Raw genomic sequence first — 24,373 nt, forward strand, 5'->3', positions numbered from 1 at the left:
GCGATCCGGCTTTATCTTTCAGGGTGTTCGTCGATACTGGTGGCGGCGTTGCATCGGCGCTACACCCCGGTCCATGGCATCCATCGTTCGTTTGGCCATGGGCGCGTGTTCCGCCCTGGCCCTGATCGCCGCGCCGCTTGTCGCGCAGACCGCTCCCCCGGCATCGTCGCCCGTTCCTGCCCGGCAGCTTCCACCGCTCGAACCGGTGGCGCAGGGGCCGGACACGCCCTGGCTGTTCAAGGGCAGCGACATTCCGCCCGACCGGTCGTGGACCTATGGCGTGCTGTCCAACGGCCTGAAATATGCCGTGCGCAAAAATGGCGTGCCGCCGGGGCAGATCGCGATCCGCGTCGCGATCGGCACGGGGTCGCTGATGGAAACCGACAATGAACGCGGCTTCGCTCATCTGATCGAGCATCTGTCGTTCCGGGGATCGGTGCATGTGCCCGATGGCGAATCGAAGCGGGTGTGGCAGCGCCTCGGCGTCACCTTCGGGTCGGACAGCAATGCGTCGACCAGCTTTACCCAGACGGTCTACAAGCTCGACCTGCCCGCCGCGACGCCCGCCGGGCTCGATGAGAGCATGAAGATCCTGTCGGGCATGATGACCGAGCCGACGCTGAGCCAGACGGCGCTCGACGCCGAACGGCCGGTGGTGCTGTCCGAACAGCGCGAACAGCCCGGCCCACAGGTGCGGATGGGCGATGCCACCCGCGCGCTGTTCTTCGCCGGGCAGCCGCTCGCCGACCGCTCGCCGATCGGCAACGTCGAGACGTTGCAGGCCGCGACCGCCGCCAGCGTGAAGGCGTTCCACGACCGCTGGTATCGACCCGACCGCGCGATCATCGTGATCGCGGGCGATGCCGATCCGGCGATCCTCGAAGCGGCGGTGAAGAAGCATTTCGCCGGCTGGACCGGCACCGGCCCGGCTCCGGCCGACCCGAAGTTCGGCGCACCGGTCGCCGGCAAGCCCGTCGCCGCCGTCACCGCCGAGCCGGCGGTGCCGCCGCTGGTCCAGATGGCGGTGCTGCGGCCGTGGACCGTGGGCGACGATACCATCCTGTTCAATCAGGATCGGATGATCGACCAGATCGGCCTGCGCATCCTGAACCGCCGGCTGGAGAGCCGGGCGCGGGCGGGGGCGAGCTATATTTCGGCCGGCGCCAACCTCGACGATGTGTCGCGGTCGGCGAACATCACGCAGGTGTCGATCCTGCCGGTCGGCGACGACTGGGCGGCGGCGCTGCGCGACGTGCGCCAGACGATCGCCGACGCGATGCGCACCGCCCCGACCCAGGCGGAGATCGACCGCGAAGTGGGCGAAATCCGCGCCGGCATGGAAAACGAGGTCCGCACCGCGCCGGTGACGGCGGGCGCGCTGCTCGCCGACAATCTGATCGCGGCGACCGACATCCGCGAGACGGTGGCCGGCCCGGAAACCTCGCTGCGCATCTTCGAAGGCGCAGTGACCAAGCGGTTCTTCACGCCCGCGCGCGTGCTGGCGGCGACGAAGAAGGTGTTCGCCGGCACTGCCACCCGCGCGCTGGTCAACACCCGCACCCCGGACCCGACCGCGCAGGCCAAGCTGACGACCGCGCTGTCGGCGAAGCTGACCGCCAGCGCCGCCAGCCGCACGCGACAGGCGGCGATCGGCTTCGACCGGCTGCCGACACTCGGCAAGCCCGGCACGATCACCCAGCGCAGCATGGCACTGGCCGATCCGCCGGTCGAACGGGTCGACTTCACCAACGGATCGTCGCTGCTGCTGTTTCCCAATGAATCGGAGACGGGCAAGGTCTATGTCCGCGTCCGCTTCGGCCGGGGGCTGAACGCGCTGCCCGCCGATCGCTCGACGCCCGCCTTCGCCGCCGATCTCGCGCTGGTGAGTTCGGGCATCCAGACGCCCAAGGGCGTGCTGGGGCAGGAGGAGCTCGACCGGATGACTGGCGGGCGGCAGATCGGGCTGTCGTTCGGAATCGACGAGGACGCCTTTACCCTGTCGGGCGTCACCACCGCCGCCGACCTGACCGACCAGCTCCGGCTGATCGCGGCCAAGCTGCAATCGCCCGCATGGGACCCCAGGCCGGTAGCGCGGGCGCGGGCGGTGATGCTGGCGGGCTATGACGGGCTGGGTTCTTCGCCCGACGGGGTGATGGCGCGTGACCTCGACGGGTTGCTCCACGCCGGCGACCCGCGCTGGGGCTCGCCCGACCGCAAGGCGATCGAGGCGCTGAACGCCGCGTCGTTCAAGGCGCTGTGGGCGCCGCTGCTCGCCTCCGGCCCGATCGAGGTGCAGGTGTTCGGCGACGTGACCCAGGCGGCGGCCGTCGATGCGGTCGCGGCGACGATCGGGGCGATGGCCCCGCGCAGCGCCGCCACCACCCCACCGCCGCCGGTCCGTTTCCCGGCGCACGTTGCGCAGCCGGTGACGCGCACGCACAGCGGCCAGCCCAATCAGGCGGCGGCAGCGATCGCGTGGCCGACCGGCGGCGGCAGTGCCGGCCTGACCGAAAGCCGCAAGCTGGAGGTGCTGGCGGCGGTGTTCCGCGACCGGCTGCTCGACCGGCTGCGCAGCCAGGCCGGGGTCAGCTATTCGCCCAACGTCGACAATGGCTGGCCGGTCGGCTTGGCCGGCGGCGGACGGATCATGGCGATCGGCATGGTCCCGCCCGATCGCACCGACTATTTCTTCACGCTGGTGCGCGAGATCGCGGCCGATCTGGTCAAGACCCCGGTGCCGGCCGACGAACTGGACCGCGCCAAGCTGCCGGTCGTGCAGTTGATCGCCCGCATGTCGAGCGGCAACATGTTCTGGATGAACCAGACGGCGGGCGGCACGCGCGATCCCGTGCGGCTGACGGCGATCCCCGGTCTGGCGGGCGATATACGGGGGACAACCCCGGCGGAGTTGCAGGCGCTGGCCGCGAAATATCTGGTGCCCGGCAAGGACTGGTCGATGGTCGTCGTGCCGGAGAAGAAGTGAGGGGATCCGTTCGAAAGCACCCGGAGACGCGCGCTATCCTGAAAGGAACGTCATCCCGGACTTGTTCCGGGGTCCACGGCTCGGCGATCGGTATGCCCTGAGTCTCGATTGACCGCGTTGGCGGCCAGGTGGACCCCGGAACAAGTCCGGAGTGACGATGCGCGGCGGAATGTCGATGCACTCTGGCACCGCTTGAAGCCACGGCCTTCGCCGGGGCGACGTTTCCATCCAGATCGATCGAACGCCGGCGCTGCACACAGCGGTTCAGGCGGTCGCCGCCACCCGCTTCGGCGTGGCGGTGGCGACTGCTACGGCCCATACCGCGAAGCCACCCAAGGCCAGTCCGGCACCGACCAGACCGGTCGAGGTCCAGCCATAGCCCGCCGCGATCGCCAGGCCGCCGGCCCAGGGGCCGATGGCGTTGGCGGTGTTGAACGCCGAGTGGTTGAGCGAGGCGGCGAGGCTCTGCCCGTCGTGGGCGATGTCCATCAACCGCGTCTGGAGCACGGTGCCGAGCGCGCCGCCGATGCCGATCAGGAACACGATGGCCAGCATCGACCATAGCTGCCCCGCCGCCAGCGGATAGAGCGCGAGCGTCGCCGCGCTCCACAGCAACAGGCCGCCGGCGGTCGGCATCAGCGCGCGATCGGCGAAGCGGGGCACGACGATGTTGCCGATCGTCATGCCGATGCCGAACACCGCCAGCACGACCGGGACCATCGCCGGTCCGCTGCCCGTCACCTCGATCAGCGTCGAGGCGAGATAGGTATAGACCGCGAACATGCCGCCGAAGCCGATCGCGCCGATGCCGAGCGTGAGCCACAGTTGCGACGAGCGCAGCACGCGCAACTGGCCAAGCGGACTGGCGGTCGGATCGCCCGAATCGCGCGGGGCGGCCCATGCGATCATCGCCATCGTCGCGGCGGCGAGCACCGCCACCACGCCGAACCCCCAGCGCCAGCCGAGCCATTGCCCCAGCGCATTGGCGAACGGCACGCCGACGATCGTCGCGGTCGTCAGGCCGAGCATCACCCGCCCGATCGCCTGCGTCCGCTTTTCGGGCGGCACCAGCGATGCCGCGACCAGCGCGGCGATCCCGAAATAGGCACCATGCGGCAACCCGCTGAAGAAGCGCGCCACCAGCATCGCATCATAGGTGGGGGCGAGCGCGCTGGCCGCATTGGCGATGCCGAAGCAGGCCATCAGCGCGATTAGCAGCGTCCGCCGCGCCATGCGCGCACCCAGCACCGCGAGCAACGGCGCGCCGACGACGACACCCAGCGCATAGGCGCTGATGACATGGCCGGCGGTGGGCTCGTCGATGCCGAGACCGGGCGCGAAGAAGGGCACGAGGCTCATCGTCGCGAATTCGGTCGTCCCGATCGCGAACCCGCCGAGCGCGAGCGCGAGGTGGACGAGGGCGGGGGATCGTTGGGCAGACATGCGACAGGCTCCATTTGCTGCATCGCAGCATTTCCATCGGGCCATATGGGAGACGTCGCGTCGCGATCAACCTTTCGTAGCAGGGCCGTCCGATCGCCACCGGTCGTCATCGAACCGACCCACGAATGCCCCGCGCGCGTCATCCGATCCGCCTAGCGGCCCGGAGCGGGAACAACATTACTATCGGGGAAAGCATGTCCATTTCATTCTGGTTCGCCAGCGTCGCGCCACTGGCGCTGATCGCGCAGCAGGCCGCCGCCCGCGACGTGCCGGTGGCCGCGCCCGACGTGGCGACGACCGAACCGGTCGCGGCGGACGGCGAGGGGGACGAGATCGTCGTGCTGGGCTTTGGCCAGACGCGGCAGGTGCAGACGATCACCGCCGCCGATCTGGAACGGCTGACCCCCGGCACGTCGCCGCTCAAGGCCGCCGCCAAGCTGCCGGGCGTCAATTTCCAGTCGGCCGATGCGTTCGGCGCCTATGAATGGTCGACGCGGATCAGCCTGCGCGGGTTCAACCAGAACCAGTTGGGCTTCACGTTCGACGGCGTACCGCTGGGCGACATGAGCTATGGCAACGTCAACGGCCTGCATGTCAGCCGCGCGGTGATCTCCGAAAATCTCGCGTCGACCACGGTGGCGCAGGGGGCGGGTGCGCTCGGCACCGCGTCGACCAGCAATCTGGGCGGCACGCTGGCGTTCGTCAGCCGTGCGCCGTCGGACGAGGCCGATCTGGTGGCGTCGGGCACCTATGGCAGCAACGACACCATCCGTGCCTTTGCGCGGATCGACAGCGGCGATCTGGGCGGCGGGCTGAAGGGCTATCTGTCCTACGGCTATCTGACGACCGACAAGTGGAAGGGCTTCGGCACGCAGCGCCAGCATCAGGCGAGCGCCAAGCTGGTGAAGGAGATCGACACGCGCGGCAGCATCACCGCTTTCGTCAACTTCTCCGACCGGCGCGAGAATGATTACCAGGACCTGAGCTACGACATCATCGCCCGGCGCGGGCTGCGTGCCGACAATATCAGCAACGACTATCCGCTCGCGGTGCAGATCGGCAAGGTCTACCAGAATCAGGTGGCGCGCAGCGGCTATGCCGCCGCCAACAACGGATCGACCGTCGGCTTCGTCGCGCCGTGGACCGGCGCGGGGTTCATCTTTCCGGCCGGGTTCGGCACGGTCGACGATGCCTATTACGACGCCGCCGGGCTTCGGCGCGACTGGCTCGGCGGGTTCACCGTCGATGCGAAGCTGACCAGCGCGCTGACGCTCACCTCGACCAGCTATTATCACCATAACAAGGGGCAGGGGTCGTGGATCACGCCCTATTCGCCGACCCCCGCCGGGGCGCTCGGCCCCGATGGCGTGGCCCTCACCGCATCGGCGAGTTCGACCGCCGGGCTGGCGTCGCCGCTCGGCTTTCGTACCACCGAATACGGCATCGACCGGGCGGGCAATCTGACCCGTGTCGTGCTGACGACCGGGCCGAACCGGTTCGAGGCCGGCGGCTGGGTGGAGAGCAACAGCTTCCAGCAGGCGCGGCGCTTCTACGGCATGAACGACGGCGCGACCGCGATCCGCAACGCTCGTGATTTCCAGCGCAATGCGTATCGCACGCAATGGGACGGGAAGTACGATACCGCGACCCTGCAATATCATGTCGCCGACACGCTCGATCTGGGCGACCTGACCTTGAGCGGCGGATGGAAGGGGATGCGCGTGCAGAACCGCGCCAACCTGCGCGTCGGCACGCTGGTCGCCGGTCGAATCGAGGCGCGCGACTGGTTCCTGCCGCAAGCCGCCGCGCTCTATCGCCTCGGCGGTGGGGCGGAAGTGTTCGCGAGCTATACCGAGAATATGCGCGCGTTCGTCTCCTCGGCGACGACGGGTCCGTTCGCGACGACGCAGAACGGGTTCGACGCGATCCGCTCGACGCTGAAGCCGGAACGGTCGACGACGGTCGAGGGCGGCGTGCGGTTGCGATCGGGCGGATTGCAGCTTTCGGCGGTCGGCTATCATGTTGATTTCGCCGACCGGCTGCTGGGCTTCGCCAATGGCGCGGGGATCATCGGCAACCCGCCGACGCTGAACAACGCCGGCAGCGTGCGCAGCTATGGCGCCGAACTGGCGGCGAGCTACCGCGTGATGCCGCCGCTGACGCTGTTCGCCAGTTATTCGTACAACAAGGCGACGTATCAGGACGACGTGCGCAACGCCGCCGGGGTCGTGTTGCAGCCGATCGCGGGCAAGGCCGTGGTCGACACGCCCGAACATATGGCCAAGGGTGAGATCGCCTATGACGACGACCGTTTCTTCGCGCGCGTCGGCGGCGACTATATGTCGAAGCGGTTCTTCACCTATCTGAACGACCGGTCGGTCGGTGCGCGGGTGCTGGTGGATGCCAGCATCGGCTATCGCCTGACCGGTGCCGGTGGCGTGCTGGAGGGGCTCGCGATCGAGGGGAGCGTGACCAACCTGACCGACAAGGCCTATGTCGCGACGGTCGGCAGCAACGGCTATACCGCGAGCGGCGACAACCAGACGCTGCTGGCGGGCGCGCCGCGCCAGTGGTTCGTGACGCTGCGTCGCGGGTTCTGATGCGGGGCGGGGGCGGCGTGGTGCCGCCCCCGGCCTAGCCGACGGGTGGCGCGACCGGCAGGTGTCGCGCCATTCGTGCTTTCAGCAATGCGACCAACTCCGGCTGCATGAAGTCGTAATCATCGGGGATTTCGAGGCAGACGATCCGCTTGCCGTTCAAACTGCGGCGGAAATGGCGCTGCACCTTGTTGCGGTGCGCGCGTTCCATCACGAAGATCGTGTCGGCCCAGTCGACCAGTTCGTCGGTCAGCGGGTTTTCCGCATCGTGGTTGGTTCCGGCGGACGAAACCTCGATTCCCTCGACATCGGCGAAGATCTGTTCGGCGGTGGGGCTGCGCAGTTTGTTCTGGCTGCACACGAACAGGAAGTTCCTCATCCGCGATACAGCGCGTCGAGCCGTTCACCATAGACGTCCTTCAGCACATGGCGGCGGATCTTCAGGCTGGGCGTCAGTTGCTGGTTCTCGATCGCGAAGGGTTCGTCGGCGATGATGAAGCGGCGGATGCGTTCCGTCACCGACAGGTCCTTGTTGACCCGCTCGACCGCCGCGCCCAGCGCCGCACGATAGTCGCTGTCCTCGCGCAGCCGGGCGAAGTCGCAGCGTGCGCCGCCCTTCGCGCAGAAGCGCTGGGTCCATTCGGCGTCGGGCACGATCACCGCGACCATATAGGGCCGCCGGTCGCCGACGATCATCGCCTGTGCGATCTCGTCCTGTAACGTCAGCATCCCCTCGACCTTTTGCGGGGCGACATTGTCGCCCTTGTCGTTGACGATGATGTCCTTCTTGCGATCGGTGATGCGGATGCGGCCCTTCGCGTCGATCTCGCCGATGTCGCCGGTGTGTAGCCAGCCGTCTTTCAGCACCCGCGCGGTTTCGGCGTCGTTGCGCCAGTAGCCGTGCATCACCAGTTCGCCGCGCACGAGGATTTCGCCGTCTTCGGCGATGCGCACTTCGGTTTCGGCGAGCGGCGGGCCGACGGTATCCATCCTGAGGCCGGCTCGCGGACGGTTGCACGAGATGACCGGCGCCGCCTCGGTCTGGCCATAGCCTTGCAGGAAAGTCAGGCCGAGCGACTGGAAGAACAGGCCGACTTCGGGGGTGAGCGGCGCGCCGCCCGATACCATCGCCTTCAGCCGCCCGCCGAACCGCTTGGCGATCTTGGGTTTCAGTAGCGTATCGACCAGTAGCTTGGCGGGATAGTCGGTCAGCGCCGGGCCGTTCTCGCGCCCGCCGATCGCGACCGCCCGGTCGAGCAGCCAGCCCGACAGCTTGCCCTGTTTCTGTACGCCCTTGGCGATGCGGGTGCGCAGCACTTCGAACAGGCGGGGGACGACGACCATGATCGTCGGGCGGACCTCCTCGATATTGCTCGCCAGCTTGTCGAGGCCTTCGCTGTAATAGATCTGCCCGCCCAGCCCGATCGGGAAATGTTGCCCGCCGGTATGTTCATAGGCGTGGCTGAGCGGCAGGAACGACAGGAAGACCTCGTCGCCCCAGCCGAAATCTTCCGAGATGACGGTGCAGCAGCCGTTGACGTTGTGCAGGATCGCGCCGTGGTGCTGCATCACGCCGCGCGGGCTCCCGCCGGTGCCCGAGGTGTAGATGATGCACGCCAGGTCGCCGCGCGCGAAATCGGCGCGGGCGGCGATTGTCACCGGATCGGCGGGATGGTCGGCGATCAGCGTGTGCCAGTCGTGGAATTCGAGGCTGCCGTGCTGCGCGTTGCGCATCGGCTCGATCATGATGATCTTTTCCGACGATTGCGAGGCGTTGAGCGCTGCCGGAAGCACGGTGCGCGCCAGCTTCTCGGTCGACACGATGATCGCGCAGGCGCCCGAATTCTCGATGATATGCGCATGGTCGCGCACGGTGTTGGTGACATAGGTCGGCACGGTCACGCAGCCCGCCGCCATGATCGCCAGATCGCTGATGCACCATTCAGGGCGGTTTTCGCTGACCAGCATCACCCGGTCGCCCCGGTTCAGCCCGATCGCCCGCAACGCATTGGCGAGCGCCGCAACCTGCCGCGCGGCATCGGCCCAACTGATGCTGTGCCACTTGCCCTGCTGCTTCGACCACAGGAACGGGGCGTCGCCGCGCTCGGCGGCGCGTGCGAAGAACATCGCGACCAGATTGGGGAAATGTTCCAGTTGCCGGGCCATCATATGTCCTTCTCCTGACCGCTGGTTTAGGCAGCGCTCGGGCACACGGCAATGTTCCTGTGGCGGTGGCGGGCCGGCTTGGCTAAGCCCTTGCTCCATGAGGATCATCGCCACCGCGCTCACCGCCGCCCTCGCGTTCTCGCTTGGCGGTTGTTTCGGAATCGGACGGCCGCGCACCGCCGCCGCCGATGCCCCCGTCGCCCGGCCCGCCGCCGCCGCTCCCGCCGCCACCGCTCCCGCCGCCACGCAGCAGAAGTTCGTCGTCGCCGCCAACCGGCAGGCGGCGGAAGCGGGGATGGCGGTGTTGCGCAAGGGCGGCAGCGCTATCGACGCGGCGATCGCGGTGCAGGCGATGCTGTCGCTGGTCGAGCCGCAAAGCTCAGGGATCGGCGGCGGCGCGTTCCTGACCTATTTCAACGCCAAGACCGGCAAGGTCGAAATCTTCGACGGGCGCGAAACCGCCCCGGCGGGCGCCGCGCCGACGATGTTCCTCGGGAGCGATGGCCAGCCGATGCCGTTCGCGCAAGCCGTGGTCAGCGGCCGCGCGACCGGGGTTCCGGGCGTGGTGCGAATGCTGGCGACCGCGCATGGCGATCACGGTACGCTGCGCTGGCGCGACCTGTTCGACGATGCCGAGCGCGCGGCGGGCAAGGGCTTCCTCGTCTCGCCGCGCCTTGGCCGGTTCCTTGCCGGCAAGTCGCCGCAGCTCGCGACCGACGACGTGAAGCGCTATTTCGGGACCAAGGGCGGCGGCTTCGTCACTGCCGGCACGCGGATCAAGAACCCGCGCTATGCCGACTTCCTCGAACGGCTCGCCAAACGGGGGCCGGACGCGCTCTATACCGGCAAGACGGCGGAGGCGATCGTCGCGGCGACGACGGGCGGCAGCCTGCCGGGCAGGATGACGCTGGCCGATCTGGCCGGGTATCGCGCGGTCAAGCGCGCGCCGCTGTGCGGCAACTGGCGGGTCTATATCGTCTGCACCCCGCCGCCGCCGTCGTCGGGGGTCGGCCTGCTCGAACTGCTCGCGATCCTCGGGCGGACCGACATCGACACGCGGGGGCCGAACGATCCGCAGGCATGGTATCTCTTCGCTGAGGCGAGCCGGCTGATGTATGCCGATCGCGACCGGTATGTCGGCGATCCGGCATTCGTCACCGTGCCGATCGCTGGGCTGCTCAGCCCCAGCTATATCGCCGATCGCGCGAAGCTGATCGGCCCGGTCGCCGGACCCGCCCCGGCGGCGGGCGTGCCGGCGGGCACGGTGACGGCGGGGTTGGACTCGACGCTGGAGCCGACCGGCACCTCGCATTTCATCGTCGGCGATGCGGCGGGCAATGTCGTATCGATGACCACCACGGTCGAAAGCTTCTTCGGCAACGGGCGGATGGTCGACGGCTTCTTCCTCAACAACCAGATGACCGATTTCGCCTTTGCCCCGCGCGATGCGCAGGGGCGGGCGGCGGCCAATGCGGTGGCACCGGGCAAGCGGCCGCGATCATCGATGACCCCGCTGGTGATGATCGACCGCGGCGGCAGATTCGCCGGCGCGCTGGGATCGGCCGGGGGCAATGCGATCCTCGCCTATGTCGGCAAGTCGCTGGTCGGCGCGGTCGAATGGAAGCTGCCGATGCAGCAGGCGCTGGCGTTGCCGAACCTCGTCGCCAAGGGGGACGGGTTTCAGGGCGAGGTGACGAAGTTCCCGCCCGCCGTGCTGTCGGCGCTGGCGGCGCGCGGCGTGCGGGTGCAGCCGGGGCAGGGCGAGGATTCGGGGCTGCACGGCGTCATCGTGCGCGATGGGCGGATCGACGGCGGCTATGATCCGCGACGTGAGGGTGTGGTGTTGGTGGAGTAGGTTTTCCCACCGTCGTCATTCCCGCGCAGGCGGGAATCCATAGCCGCTGACGGTTACGATTGATCGCGAACGTTGGCGCATATGGATCCCCGCCTGCGCGGGGATGGCGGTGGTAGCGCGGGAGGGGAATTTGAACCTCCGACCCCAGGATTATGATTCCCGTGCTCTGCGTCTACGACAAGATTTACCGCCCCGTCCCCAGCAACAGCGCGGTCAGCACCGGATCGCCGGTCCGGCGCGGGTCGGCGCGGATGGCGGCTTCTTCCCGGCCGATCGCGCGGAAGATCGCGGCGCCCGCCTGGTCCGCCGCGCTGCGGGCGATGGCGGTATAGTCGATCCCGGTCTGCGCGGTGACGATCGCCGAGAGGATTTCGGTCGCGTCGGATCGCAGGCCGTTCGAAAATTCGGGAAACATCGCCTCGATCACCGCGCCGCGCGTTTCGCGCGCCAGCAGGTCGGTGGCGGCGGTCGGCCCGCCGCGCAGCACCGCCAGCGCATCGCCCAGCGTCAGCCCGCGAATGGCGTCCAGAACCACCGGCGTCGCCCGGTCGGCGGCATCGACCGCCACTTCGTTCAGCGCCAGCGCGATCCGCGAGCGCACCGCATTGGTCCGCAGCACGGCGGCCAGCACATTGTTCTGCCCGCCGGTGTCGGGCAGCGTCAGCCGGGTCAGTTGATCGTCGTAGAATCCGCCGGGCCGGATCAACCGCGAAAAGGCGCGCTCGCTCGACAGGGTCAGGAGGCGGCGCACGCCTTCATCGATGCCATAGCTGCCCAGCGGCGTGGCGCAGCCGCCGAGCATCGCGACCGGCAGCAGCAGCGCGGCACCACCCAGGATATGCCGACGCGAAACAGGGGACTGGAGCATGCGGTCTCCTTCAGGGACAATCCAATGCGCTGCCAACGCAGCCACGCGCGTTCCGGTGCCGTCCCTGCCGTGAACCGATGTTGAACCGTGAACGCTTTTGCGGCCGTTTCGCGATGCCAGCCATTGCCGATTCCGCGCGCCCGCCCTAGCTACCGGGCCATGGCAGACCCCTATGCAACCCTGGGCGTGGCGCGTGACGCCAGCGAAGCGGATATTAAAAAGGCCTATCGCAAGCTGGCGAAGGAGCTGCATCCCGATCGCAACAAGGACAACAAGGCGGCGTCCGACCGTTTTTCCAAGGTGACGCAGGCCTATGACCTGCTGACCGACAAGGACAAGCGCGCGCGGTTCGACCGGGGCGAGATCGACGGCGAGGGCAATCCGGCGTCGCCGTTCGGCTATGGCGGTGGACCCGGCGGCGGGTTCCAGCCGGGGCCGGGCGGACGCGGCGGCTTCGACATGGGCGGTGCGGGCCAGGGCGGCGATTTTTCGGACATTTTCGAGGGGCTGTTCGGCGGGCGCGGCAATGCCGGTGGTCCGGGCGGCGGTTTCGCCAGCGGGTTCGGCCGCCGACCGCAGCCCAAGGGCGCGAACGTCGCCTATCGCCTGAAAGTCCCGTTCGAGGATGCCGCGACGCGCAGCCCGCAGCGCATCACGCTGGCCGACGGCAAGACGCTCGACCTGAAACTGCCCGCAGGGGTCGAGAGCGGTACGCAGATGCGGCTGTCGGGCAAGGGCGAGCAAGGCCCCGGCGGGGCGGGCGACGCGATTGTGACGATCGAGGTCGAGCCGCATCGCTTCTATGTCCGCGACGGCGACGACGTTCGCGTCGACCTGCCGATCACGCTGTCCGAAGCGGTGCTGGGCGCGAAAATCCGCGTGCCGACCGTGGAAGGCGCGGTGATGCTGAGCGTGCCGCGGGGATCGACCTCGGGCAAGACGCTGCGGCTGAAAGGGCGGGGGTTCCACCGCAAGGATGCGACGCGCGGCGATCAGTTGGTGACGTTGCTGGTCGATCTGCCGGTCGATGACGATGCGCTGGTCGAATTCGTCCAGCGGTGGGATGGACCGGCGACGGACCCCCGGGGCCGCTTCGGCGTTTGACGCCGACCTGAACCCGGCTGGAGCAGCCATGACCCAGCCGTCGCCCGAAAGCCCCGAAGCACGCCACCGGCGCGGCCGCCCGGCCCTGTCGCGATTGCGCCCGTCGGCGCGGGCGATGGAAGTGGCGAAGCGGGTGGTCGTCGGCACGTTCAACGACGGCTTCACCCATGCCGGCAACCTCGCCTATCTGTCGCTGCTGACGTTGTTCCCGTTCTTCATCGTCGCGGCGGCGATCGCGCGGGCGTTCGGCCGCAGCGACGACAGCGTCCATGCCGTCAGCGCCTTCCTCGAAACCGTGCCGGCCGAAGTGGCGAGCGTCCTCCAGCAGCCGATCCTCGACGTGTTGCAGGCACGGTCGGGATCGCTGCTGTGGCTCGGTGCGCTGGTGGGGCTGTGGACGACCACCGGGTTCATCGAAACGGTGCGATCGATCCTGCGGCAAGCGTATGGCGTGCCGTTCTCGCGGCCATTCTGGGAATATCGGCTGGGATCGATCGGGCTGATCGTCGGGTCGGTCGTGCTGTTGATGGTAGCGTTCAGCCTGCAGGTCGTGCTGGTCGGCGTCGAGCAACTGATCTATCGCGCGTTGCCGTTCCTTGCGCCCTATGCCGCGTATCTGTCGATCGCGAAGCTGTTTCCGGCACTCGCCCTGCTGCTGGCGCTCTACATCCTGTTCTATACGCTGGCCCCCAAGCGATACCGTCAGTCGGGTTGTCCCAAATGGCCGGGCGCGGTGGCGACGGCCGGGGTGTGGATCGGAACGACGCAGCTCCTGCCGCTCGCGCTCGACATGCTGGGGGGGTATGACCGCACCTATGGCAGCCTTGCGGGCGTGATGATCGCGCTGTTCTTCTTCTATATCGTCGGGCTGGGCGTGGTGATCGGCGGCGAATTGAACGCGGCGCTGGCGGAGACGCCCGAAGCCGCGCTAGAGGGGCCGACGGACGAAGAAAAAGGGAAAGTCGCGTGAACGGACTGATGCAGGGCAAGCGCGGGGTCATCATGGGACTCGCCAATGATCGGTCGCTGGCCTGGGGCATCGCCAAGCAACTGGCCGCGCAGGGGGCCGAACTGGCCTTCACCTATCAGGGCGAGGCGCTGGAGCGCCGCGTGCGGCCGCTGGCGGGCGAGCTGGGATCGGACTTTCTGATCGAATGCGATGTCGCGACGATGGAGTCGCTCGACACCGCGTTCGAGCGGATCGCGGCGCGCTGGCCGACGATCGACTTCGTCGTCCACGCGATCGGCTTTTCGGACAAGAACGAGCTGCGCGGCCATTATTACGACACCAGCCTCGACAATTTCCTGATGACGATGAACATCAGCGTCTATTCCTTCACCGCCGTCGCCAAGCGCGCGCGGGCGCTGATGCCCAACGGCGGATCGCTGGTGACGCTGACCTATTACGGGTCGGAAAAGGTCGTGCCGCATTACAATGTGATGGGTGTTGCCAAGGCGGCGCTCGACATGTCGGTCAAATATCTGGCGATGGACATGGGGCCGGAGAATATCCGGGTGAATGCGATCTCGGCGGGTCCGATCAAGACGCTGGCCGCCAGCGGCATCGGCGATTTCCGCTACATCCTGAAATGGAACGAGCTGAACTCGCCGTTGCGCCGCAACGTCACGATCGACGATGTCGGCGGGGCGGGGCTGTATCTGCTGAGCGACCTGTCGAGCGGCGTGACCGGCGAGATCCACCATGTCGATGCCGGCTACAACGTCATCGGCATGAAGGCCGAGGACGCACCCGACATCGCGTTGTCCTGAGGTCATCGTGGCGGTGATCCGTGCCGCGACCGGCGGCGATGCTCCGGCGGTCGATGCGTTGCTGCGCACCTGTTTCCCACGGGATGAGGAAGCGCGGCTGGTGCAGCACCTCGCCATCGACGGCGATCTGGTGCTGGTGCTGGTCGCGGAGGATGCCGGCGCGATCACCGGCATGGTCGCCGCCAGCCGGATGCACGTCACCGCCGATACGCGCGAGGTGGCGGCGGTCGCCATCGCGCCGCTGGCGGTGGCGCGCGAGGGGCGTGGGCAAGGGGTGGGCGAGGCGCTGACCGCCGCCGCCATCGCCCATCTGCGTAGCGGTGGCGCGGAACTGGCGTTCGTGCTGGGCGATCCGGCGTTTTACGACCGCTTCGGCTTCGACGCCGCCGTCGCGGCGGGTTTTGATAGCCCTTATGCCGGCGAGCATTTCATGGCGCTGCGCCTGAACGACGGGCCGTGCATCCACACCCCCGGCACGGCGACCCACGCCAGTGCGTTCGCGGCGCTCGGAGACGATTGATGAGCCACAACAGCTTCGGGCATCTGTTCCGGTTCACCACTTGGGGCGAGAGCCATGGGCCGGCGCTGGGCGCGGTCGTCGACGGGTGTCCGCCGGGGTTGCTGCTGAGCGAGGAAGACATTCAGCCGTTCCTCGACGCACGGCGGCCGGGCACCAGCCGGTTCACGACGCAGCGGCGCGAGCCGGATGCGGTGCGCATCCTGTCGGGCGTGTTCGAGGGTCGGACGACCGGCACGCCGATCAGCCTGATGATCGAGAATGTCGACCAGCGGTCGAAGGATTATTCGGAGGTCGCCAAGGCCTATCGTCCCGGTCATGCCGATTACGCCTATGACTCGAAATATGGTTTTCGCGACTATCGCGGCGGTGGCCGGTCGTCGGCGCGGGAGACGGCGGCGCGGGTCGCGGCGGGTGCGGTCGCGCGACTGGTCATCCCCGAAGTGACGATCACCGCATGGGTCGAATCGATCGGCGGCGATGCGATCGATCCGGCGAAGTTCGACCGGCAGGAAATTGGCCGCAATCCGTTCTTCTGTCCCGATGCCGCCGCCGCCGCGCGCTGGGAGGCGCTGGTCGACGGCGCGCGCAAGGCGGGATCGTCGCTCGGCGCGGTGATCGCCTGCGAAGCGGTCGGCGTGCCGGCGGGGTGGGGGGCGCCGCTCTATGCCAAGCTCGATGCCGAACTGGCGAGCGCCGCCATGTCGATCAATGCGGTAAAGGGCGTCGAGATCGGCGACGGCTTCGCGGCGGCGGCGCTGTCGGGGGAGGCGAATGCCGATCCGATGCGCCCCGGCGCGAACGGGCCGGAGTTTCTGGCGAACCATGCCGGGGGGATCGCGGGCGGCATCTCGACGGGACAGCCGGTCCGGCTGCGCGTGGCGTTCAAGCCGACCAGCTCGATCCTGACGCCGGTCGAGACGATTTCGCCGCAGGGCGAAGCGGCGGTGATCGCGACCAAGGGCCGCCACGATCCGTGTGTCGGCATCCGCGGCGTGCCGGTGGTGGAGGCGATGGTCGCGCTGGTGCTGGCCGACCAGAAACTGCGGCATCGCGGGCAGACCGGCTGAACCGGCCGGACCGGCCATCGTCGATCGGCAACGGCTGGTCCGGGAAATGTTGGTATCCTGCGATGGGTTGAGCAGGACTGGTGGAGCCAATCGGACGCCCGGGGACTTGAACCTCCTGCTTGATGCAAGGAGACTTCCGATGCGTAAGACCATCTTTACCGGCCTGCTGATCCTCGCGGGATCGACCGCCGCCATCGCGCAGGTGCCGCAGACCCCGACGTCGCCGACCTCACCGACGACGACACCCGGCACGATCGATCCGACCCGTCCGACGCAGCCCGCGCCGCTGACGACCGGTCCGACCAACCCGGTGCCGGAACCCACGACGCAGCCCGACGATCCGGCACGTCCGACCGATCCGTCGACAACCACGACCGACGATACGACCCCGCCGAATACCACCGGCGATACACCGGTCGGCACGCCGCCGGGCGCGACGCCCCGCTGACGCGGTACGGATTGCGTATGAAAAAGGCCCGCCCGGAGGTTCCGGGCGGGCCTTTTTCGCGTCGGTCGACGTGCGATCAGTCGGCGAAGGGATCGCGGACGAGGATCGTATCGTCGCGCTCGGGGCTGGTCGATACCAGCGTCACCGGGCACTGGATCAGTTCCTCGATCCGGCGGATGTACTTGATCGCCTGCGCCGGGAGTTCGGCCCAGCTCCGTGCGCCCGCGGTCGATTCGGACCAGCCGGCAATGGTTTCGTAGATCGGCTCGACCGCCATCTGGTCGGCGGCATGGGCGGGGAAATAATCGAGCGTGCGATCGCCGAGGCGATAGCCGGTGCAGATGCGGATTTCCTCGAACCCGTCGAGCACGTCGAGCTTGGTCAGCGCGATGCCGGTCACGCCCGATACCGCCACCGCCTGACGCACCAGCACGCTGTCGAACCAGCCGCAGCGGCGCTTGCGCCCCGTGACCGTGCCGAATTCATGGCCACGCTCGCCCAGCCGCTGGCCGGTGGCGTCTTCCAGTTCGGTCGGGAAGGGGCCGGAACCGACGCGGGTGGTGTACGCCTTGGCGATGCCGAGCACGAAGCCGACCGCGCCCGGTCCCATGCCCGAACCGCCCGCCGCCGTGCCGGCGATGGTGTTGGACGAGGTGACGAAGGGATAGGTGCCGTGATCGATGTCGAGCAGCACGCCCTGCGCGCCTTCGAACAGGATGCGCTTGCCCTTCGCACGGGCGTCGGCGAGCACGCGCCACACCGGCTGGGCATAGGGCAGCACGAAGCCGGCGATCTCGCGCAGTTCGGCGATCAGTTGCGCCCGGTCGATCGCGCTCTCGCCGAAGCCGGCGCGCAGCGCGTCGTGATGCGCGGTGAGGCGATCAAGCTGCGGTTCGAGCTGGTCGAGATGGGCGAGGTCGCAGACGCGGATCGCGCGGCGGCCGACCTTGTCCTCGTACGCCGGGCCGATGCCGCGACGGGTGGTGCCGATCTTGCCGGCGCCGCTCGCATCCTCGCGCAACCCGTCGAGGTCGCGGTGGAAGGGGAGGATCAGCGTGCAGGTTTCGGCGATCATCAGCGTGTCGGGCGTGACCGAGACGCCCTGATCGCGCAGCCGCTCGATCTCGGCCTTGAGTGCCCAGGGGTCGAGCACCACGCCGTTGCCGACGATCGACGGCGTGCCGCGCACGATGCCCGAGGGCAGCAGCGACAGTTTATAGGTGGTGCCGCCGACGACCAGCGTATGGCCGGCATTGTGCCCGCCCTGAAACCGGACGACCATGTCGGCGCGTTCCGCCAGCCAGTCGACGATCTTGCCCTTGCCCTCGTCACCCCATTGGGCGCCGATCACCGCTACGTTGGCCACTCCGTCCAATTCCTCGATACTGTCCGCGTATGTGGACGGCGCTTAGGCGCGTCGCGGGGCCGCGTCCACCGTGCGCGGTGCCGAAGGCGGCGGAATGTGACGATAGAGTTGCGATTCCTCCTGCCGGATGCGCTGGCCGAGCGCGGCGAGCACGGCACGGGTAGCGTGGACGAAGCCGTCGGGATCGGCGGCGAGGGCGGTGCCGTCCCAGTCGCGCATATAGGCTTTGAACGCATCGGCGAGGCCGCCCATCTGCGCCTGCATCCGCCGCGACAGATTGGCGACCTCCGGCGACGGATCGCGTTCGAGCAGCGGGTAGAGCAGCTGGTCCTCGGTCGCGAGATGGGCGAGCAGCAGGCGGCTGAGCTGCCAGCGGGCCCGGGCGACGGCACCCGGATCGAGCGGACGGGTGGCGCACAGGCCCAGCAAGCCGGCGGCGACCGCTTCGATCGCCTTGTGTTCCTCACTCAGTCGATCCCGGTGCAACATCGCTCGATTCCCCCGGTGCGGTGCGGATGACAATACATATGGATCGTATGAAAACGCTAACAAAGCATGAGGGATACGCGCCCTCGACATCCGTGAAACCCGCGCGCACAACCGGGCGCACAGGATAATCGCAGGAGAGCGTGCCCATGAAACTTGCCAGCCTCAAGCATGGCCGCGACGGCCGGCTGGTCGTCGTTTCGACCGACCTGGCGTGGTATGCCGATGCGAGCGCGATCGCGCCGACGTTGCAGGCGGCGCTGGACGATTGGGACCGGGTGGCAGGCGACCTGCGCAACCTTGCCACCGATCTCGACCATGACGTGATTCCCAAGGACCGGTTTCACGAGCGCGACGCGGCATCGCCGCTGCCGCGCGCGTATCAATGGGCCGATGGCTCCGCCTATGTGAACCATGTCGCGCTGGTGCGGCAGGCGCGCGGCGCGGAGATGCCCGACAGCTTCTGGCACGATCCGTTGATGTATCAGGGCGGGTCGGACGGGTTCCTTGGCCCGCGCGATCCGATCCCGGCCGGCGACGATAGCTCGGGCCTCGATTTCGAGGGCGAGGTGGTGGTCGTGACCGGCGATGTCGCGATGGGCGCGTCGCGCGAGGAGGCGCTGGCGGCGGTGCGGCTGGTCGGGCTGACCAACGACGTCAGCCTGCGCGGGCTGATTCCCGGCGAACTGGCCAAGGGGTTCGGCTTCTTCCAGTCGAAGCCGGCCTCGGCCTTCTCGCCCGTCTTCGCGACGCCCGATTCGCTGGGCGACTGGTGGCGGGACGGCAAGCTGCACCGCCGGCTGTGCGTCGATCTGAACGGCGTGGCGTTCGGCCGGGCGGAGGCGGGCGAGGACATGACCTTCGACTTCGGCACGCTGATCGCCCATGCCGCGAAGACCCGCGCGCTGGGGGCGGGGACGATCATTGGCTCTGGCACCGTGTCCAACCGCGATGCCGACGGCGGGCCGGGCAAGCCGGTGGGCGACGGCGGGGTCGGCTATTCGTGCCTCGCGGAACTGCGCACCGTCGAGACGATCCGGGGCGGCAAGGCGGCGACGCCGTTCCTGAAACGCGGCGATACCGTCCGCATCTGGGCCGAGGACGACCGGCATCATCCGATCTTCGGGGTGATCGAACAGGTCGTCGGCGGGTAACGTTCAAGGGAACGGGGGTGGCCCCTCGACGATTTGTAGCGGAGTCGTAACCGTCGGGGGCCATGCCATGATTCACGCCAAACCGCTGCGCTGGGCGCTGCCGCTGTTGCTCGCCGGGTGTGCGACGATGCCGGGCGCGCCGCCGGTGGCGCAGGTATCGCGGGCGGGCGCGGTGGCGACACCGGCCGAGCGCTTCGGGCCGTTGTTCGAGGCGGTGCAGATGCGGCGCATCTTTCCCGACGGCAAGACCTTCGTCGATGCGGTGCCGAGGCGGAGCGACGCGGCGATCCTTGCCGAGTATCGCCGTGGAAGCTTTGCCGATGACGCGGCGCTCCGCGCGTTCGTCCTCGCCAATTTCGACGTGCCGGGGCTGGAGACGCCGCCCGCGTCCGCCACCGGGCCGCGCCTGCCGATCGCGCGGCATATCGCCGAGCTGTGGCCGCATCTGACCCGCGATCCCGTCACGCCGCCGCCGGGGTCGAGCGCGCTGGCGGTCAGCGACCGGTTCGTGGTGCCGGGCGGGCGGTTTCGCGAGTTGTACTATTGGGACAGCTATTTCACGATGCTGGGGCTGGCGGCGGACGGGCGGCAGGACCTGATCGAATCGATGGTCGCGGGCTTCACCGATCTGGTCGAGCGGTACGGCCATGTGCCCAATGGTACGCGCAGCTATTATCTCAGCCGGTCGCAGCCGCCGTTCCTCTATCTGATGATGGGGCTGTCGAAGGTGCACGACCCGGCGGTGTTGAAGCGGCGGCTGGCGGCGCTGAAGCGCGAGCACGCCTTTTTCACCGCGCCCGAACGATCGGTGACGTTGCCCGACGGCGCGGTGCTCCAGCATTACTGGGATGGGCGCGACACCCCGCGCGACGAATCTTGGCGCGAGGATGTCGAGACGGCGCGGGCGAGCGGGCGGCCGGCGGCCGAGGTGTATCGCCACCTGCGCGCCGGGGCGGAGAGCGGCTGGGACTATTCGTCGCGCTGGCTGGCCGATGGGCGGACGCTGGCGACGATCGATACCGCCAACCTGCTGCCCGCCGATCTCAACAGCCTGTTGTGGGGGCTGGAGCGATCGATCGCCGATCTGGCGACGCGGACCGGCGATGCGGCGACCGCGCGCGACTTTGCGGCGCGGGCCGCGCGGCGCGGCCAGGCGATCGAGCGCTGGCTGTGGAGCGAGGGCGAGGGGCGCTATGGCGATTATGACGTCGCCCGCCGGCGGTTGCGCGGCGGGGCGAGCGCCGCCACCGCCTTTCCGCTGTTCGTCGGGCTGACGACCGGGCCACGCGCCGCGCGGGTGGCCCGGACGATCGAGGCGCGGCTGGTCGCGCCCGGCGGCCTGCGCAGTACCGAGGTGGAGACCGGGCAGCAGTGGGACCGGCCGAACGGCTGGGCGCCGCTGCAATGGGTGGCGGTCCACGGCCTCGACCGGGTGGGCGAGCGGGCGCTGGCCGACCGGATCGCCGGCCGCTTCCTGACCACGGTCGAGCGCGAATATGCCGCCTCGGGCAAGCTGGTCGAGAAATATGACGTCGAGGCGGTGCGGCCGGGCGGGGGTGGCGAGTATCCGTTGCAGGACGGGTTCGGCTGGACCAACGGGGTGACGCGGGCGTTGCTCGACCGGGCGTCGGCGGGGCGGAATTAGGCCGGACTTGCTATCCTCCCTGGAAGGGAGGGGTTGGGGGTGGGTTGGTCGGTTGTGGGGCGGTTGCGGTTCCTCTTTAGCCTACCCACCCCCGACCCCTCCCTTGTCAGGGAGGGGGGATTAGTACGTTTCGTACCGAAAGTCGGTCCAAAGTTTACAAAGTTTACACTAGCGACGTGTTTGTTGCGAATGCGTAGCATTCCGATGTGGCACGATCATCCGCTCGCCGCACGGAATTTGGCGAACATGTCGGCGAGCGTCAGGCGGGTGTCGATCGCGGTATAGACTCGCATCGGCCGGCCGCCGGGCATGGGCGCATAGCCGCCGCGATCGGTGATGCGCGGGGTCGGGCGCAGGCGATAGGCGCTCGATGAGGTGTCGGCGTCGAACGCCGATTGCAGCGCGGTGAGCGTGACCAGCGGACTGTCGCCCAGCGCATAGGTCTCGCCGAGCCGGTAGCGGGCCAGCGCGATCGTCGCTTCGAGCCGGTCGAGCAGATAGTCGCCGAGCGCGCCGGTGCCGCGCAGCCCCTCGACCAGTTCGGCATGGCTGACGAGCAGCGTGCGATAGACGTCGCGCGCGACCTGCCAGATTTCGACGCCCGAATCGTTGAACACGGTTTGCGCGGCGGCGAGATCGATGGTGAGGTTGTATTCGGGGGTGGCGGTGCGGAGCGGATCGCCGTGTTCGGGTCCGCCGATCCAGACCAACTTCATGCGCGAGGCGATGCGCGGGTTGATCCGCAATGCCTCGGCGAGATCGGTAAGCCCCGCGCCTGCGGCGTAGAACAGCGGCAGGTCGGTATCGGTGCGCAGCGCCTCGGCGATGATCCGGCGGGCGGCGAGGGTCGCTTCGGGCGGTGCGCCGGGCGGCGGCGCGGCGTTGCGGCCGGCGATCAGAACGGGGCGCTGCGCGAGGCGCATCCGGTCGATCACTTCGCTGGCGACGCGCACCGCATGGTCGGCCTGCGTCGTGCTTTTGTCGAGGAAGTCGTCGAGGTGGATGTGCGATCCGATCACCAGCGGCACGGTGACGGCGGGCGAGAGCAGATGATGCGCAAGCTGGAACAGCCCGTCGGGATCGCCCGAAAAATCATTGTCGAGGATGACGCGCGAGCGGGGGCGGGCGCTCAAGGTCTGCGCGGCGGCGGGGCGGGGGAGGATCGCGGCGCAACCGGCCGCGCCGATGCCAGTCAGGATCGATCGTCTGTCCATCGCGGGTTCCTCCTGTCGCGTCGCGTCCGGGCGGCATCCTGCCGCAGCGTGGCGGTGTAGGACAGGGGGTGGGTCCGATCGACCTTCAGTTCCAGACCCCAAAAAACCGTCACCCCGGAACAGGCCCGGGGTGACGAAGGGGCAACATGACGGATCATGTGCCGCTACGCCGCCCAGGCGGCGACATCCTCCTGCGCGCCGATGAGGGCGAGGCCGTGGGCGACCGAGGTGAGTTCGCCGCCGCTGGCCAGCCGCCCCTCGCCGAAGCGGGTGGCGAAGGCGCGGCGGATGGCGGGGGTGAGCGAGGTGCCGCCGGTCAGGAACACGCGGTCGATCGCGTCGGCCGATACGCCGGCGGTGTCGAGCGCGCGCTCGACAACGCCCATGATGCGCTCGATGTCGGGGGCGATCCAGTCCTCGAACTGGGCGCGGGTGACGGGGGCCTCGATTGCGATGCCGCCGCCTTCGAACGCGAAGGTCGCCTCGTCGCCCTGCGACAACGCGCGTTTGACCTGGCCGACCGCGTCGTAGAGCGGATAGCCCTGTTCGCCCTCGATCACCGCGACCATGCGTTCGATCGCCGCCGGATCGGTCGCGGCGCGACGCAGCGTTTCGAGTTCGGCGAGCGTCTTGCGGTTGCGCATCAGCGCGAGGCGCGACCAGTCGCCGAAGTCGGTGAAATGGCCGGGCGGGATTTCCAGCACCTTGTCGAACGAACGATAGGTGCCGCCCTTGCCGAGCAGTGGCAGGACGAGGCGGTCGAGGATGCGGCGGTCGAACTGGTCGCCGGCGATGCCGATGCCCGCCGAGCCGAGCGGGGTAGCGCGGCGCTCCGACCCCGGTGCCTCCAGCCGGACGATCGAGAAGTCGCTGGTGCCGCCGCCGAAATCGGCGACGAGGATCGTCGCGGCGGCATCCAATGTCGCGGCGTGGCTGAACGCCGCGCCGAGCGGCTCGTGGACATAGACGATCTGCACGCCCAGCGCGGCGAACATCGCGTCGTAGCGGGTGCGTGCCAGCGCCTCGTCGGGGCGGTGGCCGGCATAGGTGACGGGGCGGCCGACGACGATCCGCTTCGCCCCGGTCAGCGCGCCGCCGGCGTGGCTGGCGAGATGATCGAGGAAGGTCCGGCCGAGGTCCTCGAAGCGGTAGCGGCGCTGGAAGATCGGCGCGCTGTCGAACGAGGCGCTGGCGGCGACCGATTTGAACGATTGCAGGAAGCGGCAACCCTCCGGGAACTGGAGATATTCGTCGATCGCCCATGGGCCGGCGGCGTGGGCGATGCCGCCGGGCACCTCGTCCTGCCAGAAGCACAGTGCCGAGCGGAACACGCTGTCGGGACCGTGCGGGGTGGCGAGCGGGACCAGCGTGGCGCGGCCGTCGTCGCCCGCCCGCGCGAGGACGGTGTTGGTCGTGCCGAAATCGAGGCCGAGGACGGGGGGCATGGGGCACGTACTCCGGTAGCGGCGGGGTGCCGTACACCGGTGGTGGCGATGGCAACAAGCCGTTCGTCACTGCCTTGGGACCGATCGACGTTCAGCCGGACGGCGGGTCATGGCCTCTCCCCTCCCTGACAGGGAGGGGAGCAGGTTGTGAAGGGATTGCGGTTGTCGACACCTGCCTGCGCGGGGATGACGTAAAGGAACCACACCCCCTTCGACACCGCCGTCCCCACGCGCTAGGGGTA

The 24,373-nt window shown here is 68.6% G+C and carries 19 protein-coding genes; 11 read left to right on the top strand and 8 right to left on the bottom strand.

Going from position 1 to position 24,373, the window contains the following annotated elements:
* Window positions 1–73 precede the first annotated feature (73 nt).
* Window positions 74–2,983 carry a M16 family metallopeptidase gene (locus ASG37_RS10940; protein WP_082448243.1) on the top strand — a complete coding sequence of 970 codons (2,910 nt, stop codon included), beginning with the start codon at window positions 74–76 and terminating at the stop codon, window positions 2,981–2,983.
* 264 nt (window positions 2,984–3,247) lie between these two features.
* Here the strand turns inward: ASG37_RS10940 and ASG37_RS10945 are convergent, their stop codons facing one another.
* Window positions 3,248–4,426, bottom strand: coding sequence for an MFS transporter (locus tag ASG37_RS10945; protein ID WP_055759656.1), 1,179 nt, complete (start codon window positions 4,424–4,426; stop codon window positions 3,248–3,250).
* 194 nt (window positions 4,427–4,620) lie between these two features.
* Between ASG37_RS10945 and ASG37_RS10950 the strand changes: the two genes are divergently transcribed.
* The gene (locus ASG37_RS10950) at window positions 4,621–7,026 is read left to right on the top strand and encodes a TonB-dependent receptor (protein ID WP_055759659.1); all 2,406 of its coding nucleotides are present in this window, start codon (window positions 4,621–4,623) and stop codon (window positions 7,024–7,026) included.
* 34 nt (window positions 7,027–7,060) lie between these two features.
* Here the strand turns inward: ASG37_RS10950 and ASG37_RS10955 are convergent, their stop codons facing one another.
* Window positions 7,061–7,402, bottom strand: a complete 342-nt coding sequence (locus tag ASG37_RS10955; protein ID WP_055759662.1) for a low molecular weight protein tyrosine phosphatase family protein — start codon at window positions 7,400–7,402, stop codon at window positions 7,061–7,063.
* Complete coding sequence (locus ASG37_RS10960; RefSeq protein WP_055760521.1) at window positions 7,399–9,189, bottom strand: AMP-dependent synthetase/ligase; 1,791 nt, start codon at window positions 9,187–9,189, stop codon at window positions 7,399–7,401. Before ASG37_RS10960 ends, ASG37_RS10955 begins: the two co-directional genes overlap by 4 nt.
* A gap of 97 nt (window positions 9,190–9,286) precedes the next feature.
* Here ASG37_RS10960 and ASG37_RS10965 point away from each other — a divergent pair, with 97 nt between their 5' ends.
* Window positions 9,287–11,044, top strand: coding sequence for a gamma-glutamyltransferase family protein (locus tag ASG37_RS10965; RefSeq protein ID WP_055759665.1), 1,758 nt, complete (start codon window positions 9,287–9,289; stop codon window positions 11,042–11,044).
* Between the two features lie 184 nt (window positions 11,045–11,228).
* On the opposite strand, the gene ASG37_RS10970 is transcribed toward ASG37_RS10965, so the two are convergent.
* Entirely contained in the window at window positions 11,229–11,912 is a 684-nt protein-coding gene (locus ASG37_RS10970; protein ID WP_055759667.1) for a DUF4197 domain-containing protein, read from the bottom strand.
* Between the two features lie 159 nt (window positions 11,913–12,071).
* On the opposite strand from ASG37_RS10970, the gene ASG37_RS10975 reads away from it, so the two are divergent.
* The 6 genes from ASG37_RS10975 to ASG37_RS11000 all read left to right on the top strand — a co-directional run bounded on the left by ASG37_RS10975 (window position 12,072) and on the right by ASG37_RS11000 (window position 16,821).
* Complete coding sequence (locus tag ASG37_RS10975) at window positions 12,072–13,016, top strand: DnaJ C-terminal domain-containing protein (protein WP_055759670.1); 945 nt, start codon at window positions 12,072–12,074, stop codon at window positions 13,014–13,016.
* Between the two features lie 28 nt (window positions 13,017–13,044).
* A complete protein-coding gene (locus tag ASG37_RS10980) occupies window positions 13,045–13,986 on the top strand; it encodes a YihY/virulence factor BrkB family protein (RefSeq protein WP_055759673.1) in 942 nt (313 codons plus the stop codon).
* Window positions 13,983–14,786 (top strand): enoyl-ACP reductase FabI, encoded by an 804-nt coding sequence (fabI, locus tag ASG37_RS10985; RefSeq protein ID WP_055759676.1) that lies wholly within the window; start codon window positions 13,983–13,985, stop codon window positions 14,784–14,786. Before ASG37_RS10980 ends, fabI begins: the two co-directional genes overlap by 4 nt.
* Before the next feature lie 7 nt (window positions 14,787–14,793).
* Window positions 14,794–15,306, top strand: a complete 513-nt coding sequence (locus ASG37_RS10990; protein WP_156349124.1) for a GNAT family N-acetyltransferase — start codon at window positions 14,794–14,796, stop codon at window positions 15,304–15,306.
* Window positions 15,306–16,373: a chorismate synthase gene (gene aroC / locus ASG37_RS10995; protein WP_055759683.1), complete on the top strand. Its 1,068-nt coding sequence runs from the start codon at window positions 15,306–15,308 to the stop codon at window positions 16,371–16,373. Before ASG37_RS10990 ends, aroC begins: the two co-directional genes overlap by 1 nt.
* A 139-nt stretch (window positions 16,374–16,512) precedes the next feature.
* A complete protein-coding gene (locus ASG37_RS11000) occupies window positions 16,513–16,821 on the top strand; it encodes a hypothetical protein (protein WP_055759686.1) in 309 nt (102 codons plus the stop codon).
* A 76-nt stretch (window positions 16,822–16,897) separates the two neighbouring features.
* Here the strand turns inward: ASG37_RS11000 and ASG37_RS11005 are convergent, their stop codons facing one another.
* On the bottom strand, window positions 16,898–18,187 hold the full coding sequence (locus ASG37_RS11005) for an adenylosuccinate synthase (RefSeq protein WP_055759690.1): 1,290 nt from the start codon (window positions 18,185–18,187) through the stop codon (window positions 16,898–16,900).
* 42 nt (window positions 18,188–18,229) lie between these two features.
* On the bottom strand, window positions 18,230–18,676 hold the full coding sequence (locus ASG37_RS11010) for a hemerythrin domain-containing protein (protein WP_055759694.1): 447 nt from the start codon (window positions 18,674–18,676) through the stop codon (window positions 18,230–18,232).
* A gap of 146 nt (window positions 18,677–18,822) precedes the next feature.
* Here ASG37_RS11010 and ASG37_RS11015 point away from each other — a divergent pair, with 146 nt between their 5' ends.
* Window positions 18,823–19,827, top strand: coding sequence for a fumarylacetoacetate hydrolase family protein (locus tag ASG37_RS11015; protein WP_055759696.1), 1,005 nt, complete (start codon window positions 18,823–18,825; stop codon window positions 19,825–19,827).
* A gap of 67 nt (window positions 19,828–19,894) precedes the next feature.
* Entirely contained in the window at window positions 19,895–21,472 is a 1,578-nt protein-coding gene (gene treF, locus ASG37_RS11020; RefSeq protein ID WP_082448249.1) for an alpha,alpha-trehalase TreF, read from the top strand.
* A gap of 215 nt (window positions 21,473–21,687) precedes the next feature.
* Here the strand turns inward: treF and ASG37_RS11025 are convergent, their stop codons facing one another.
* Window positions 21,688–22,686, bottom strand: coding sequence for a nucleoside hydrolase (locus ASG37_RS11025; RefSeq protein ID WP_055759698.1), 999 nt, complete (start codon window positions 22,684–22,686; stop codon window positions 21,688–21,690).
* Window positions 22,687–22,850: 164 nt separating this feature from the next.
* Entirely contained in the window at window positions 22,851–24,131 is a 1,281-nt protein-coding gene (locus ASG37_RS11030; RefSeq protein ID WP_055759700.1) for an Hsp70 family protein, read from the bottom strand.
* Window positions 24,132–24,373 lie beyond the last annotated feature (242 nt).

The organism is Sphingomonas sp. Leaf407, from assembly GCF_001425385.1.
Lineage (GTDB): Bacteria > Pseudomonadota > Alphaproteobacteria > Sphingomonadales > Sphingomonadaceae > Sphingomonas.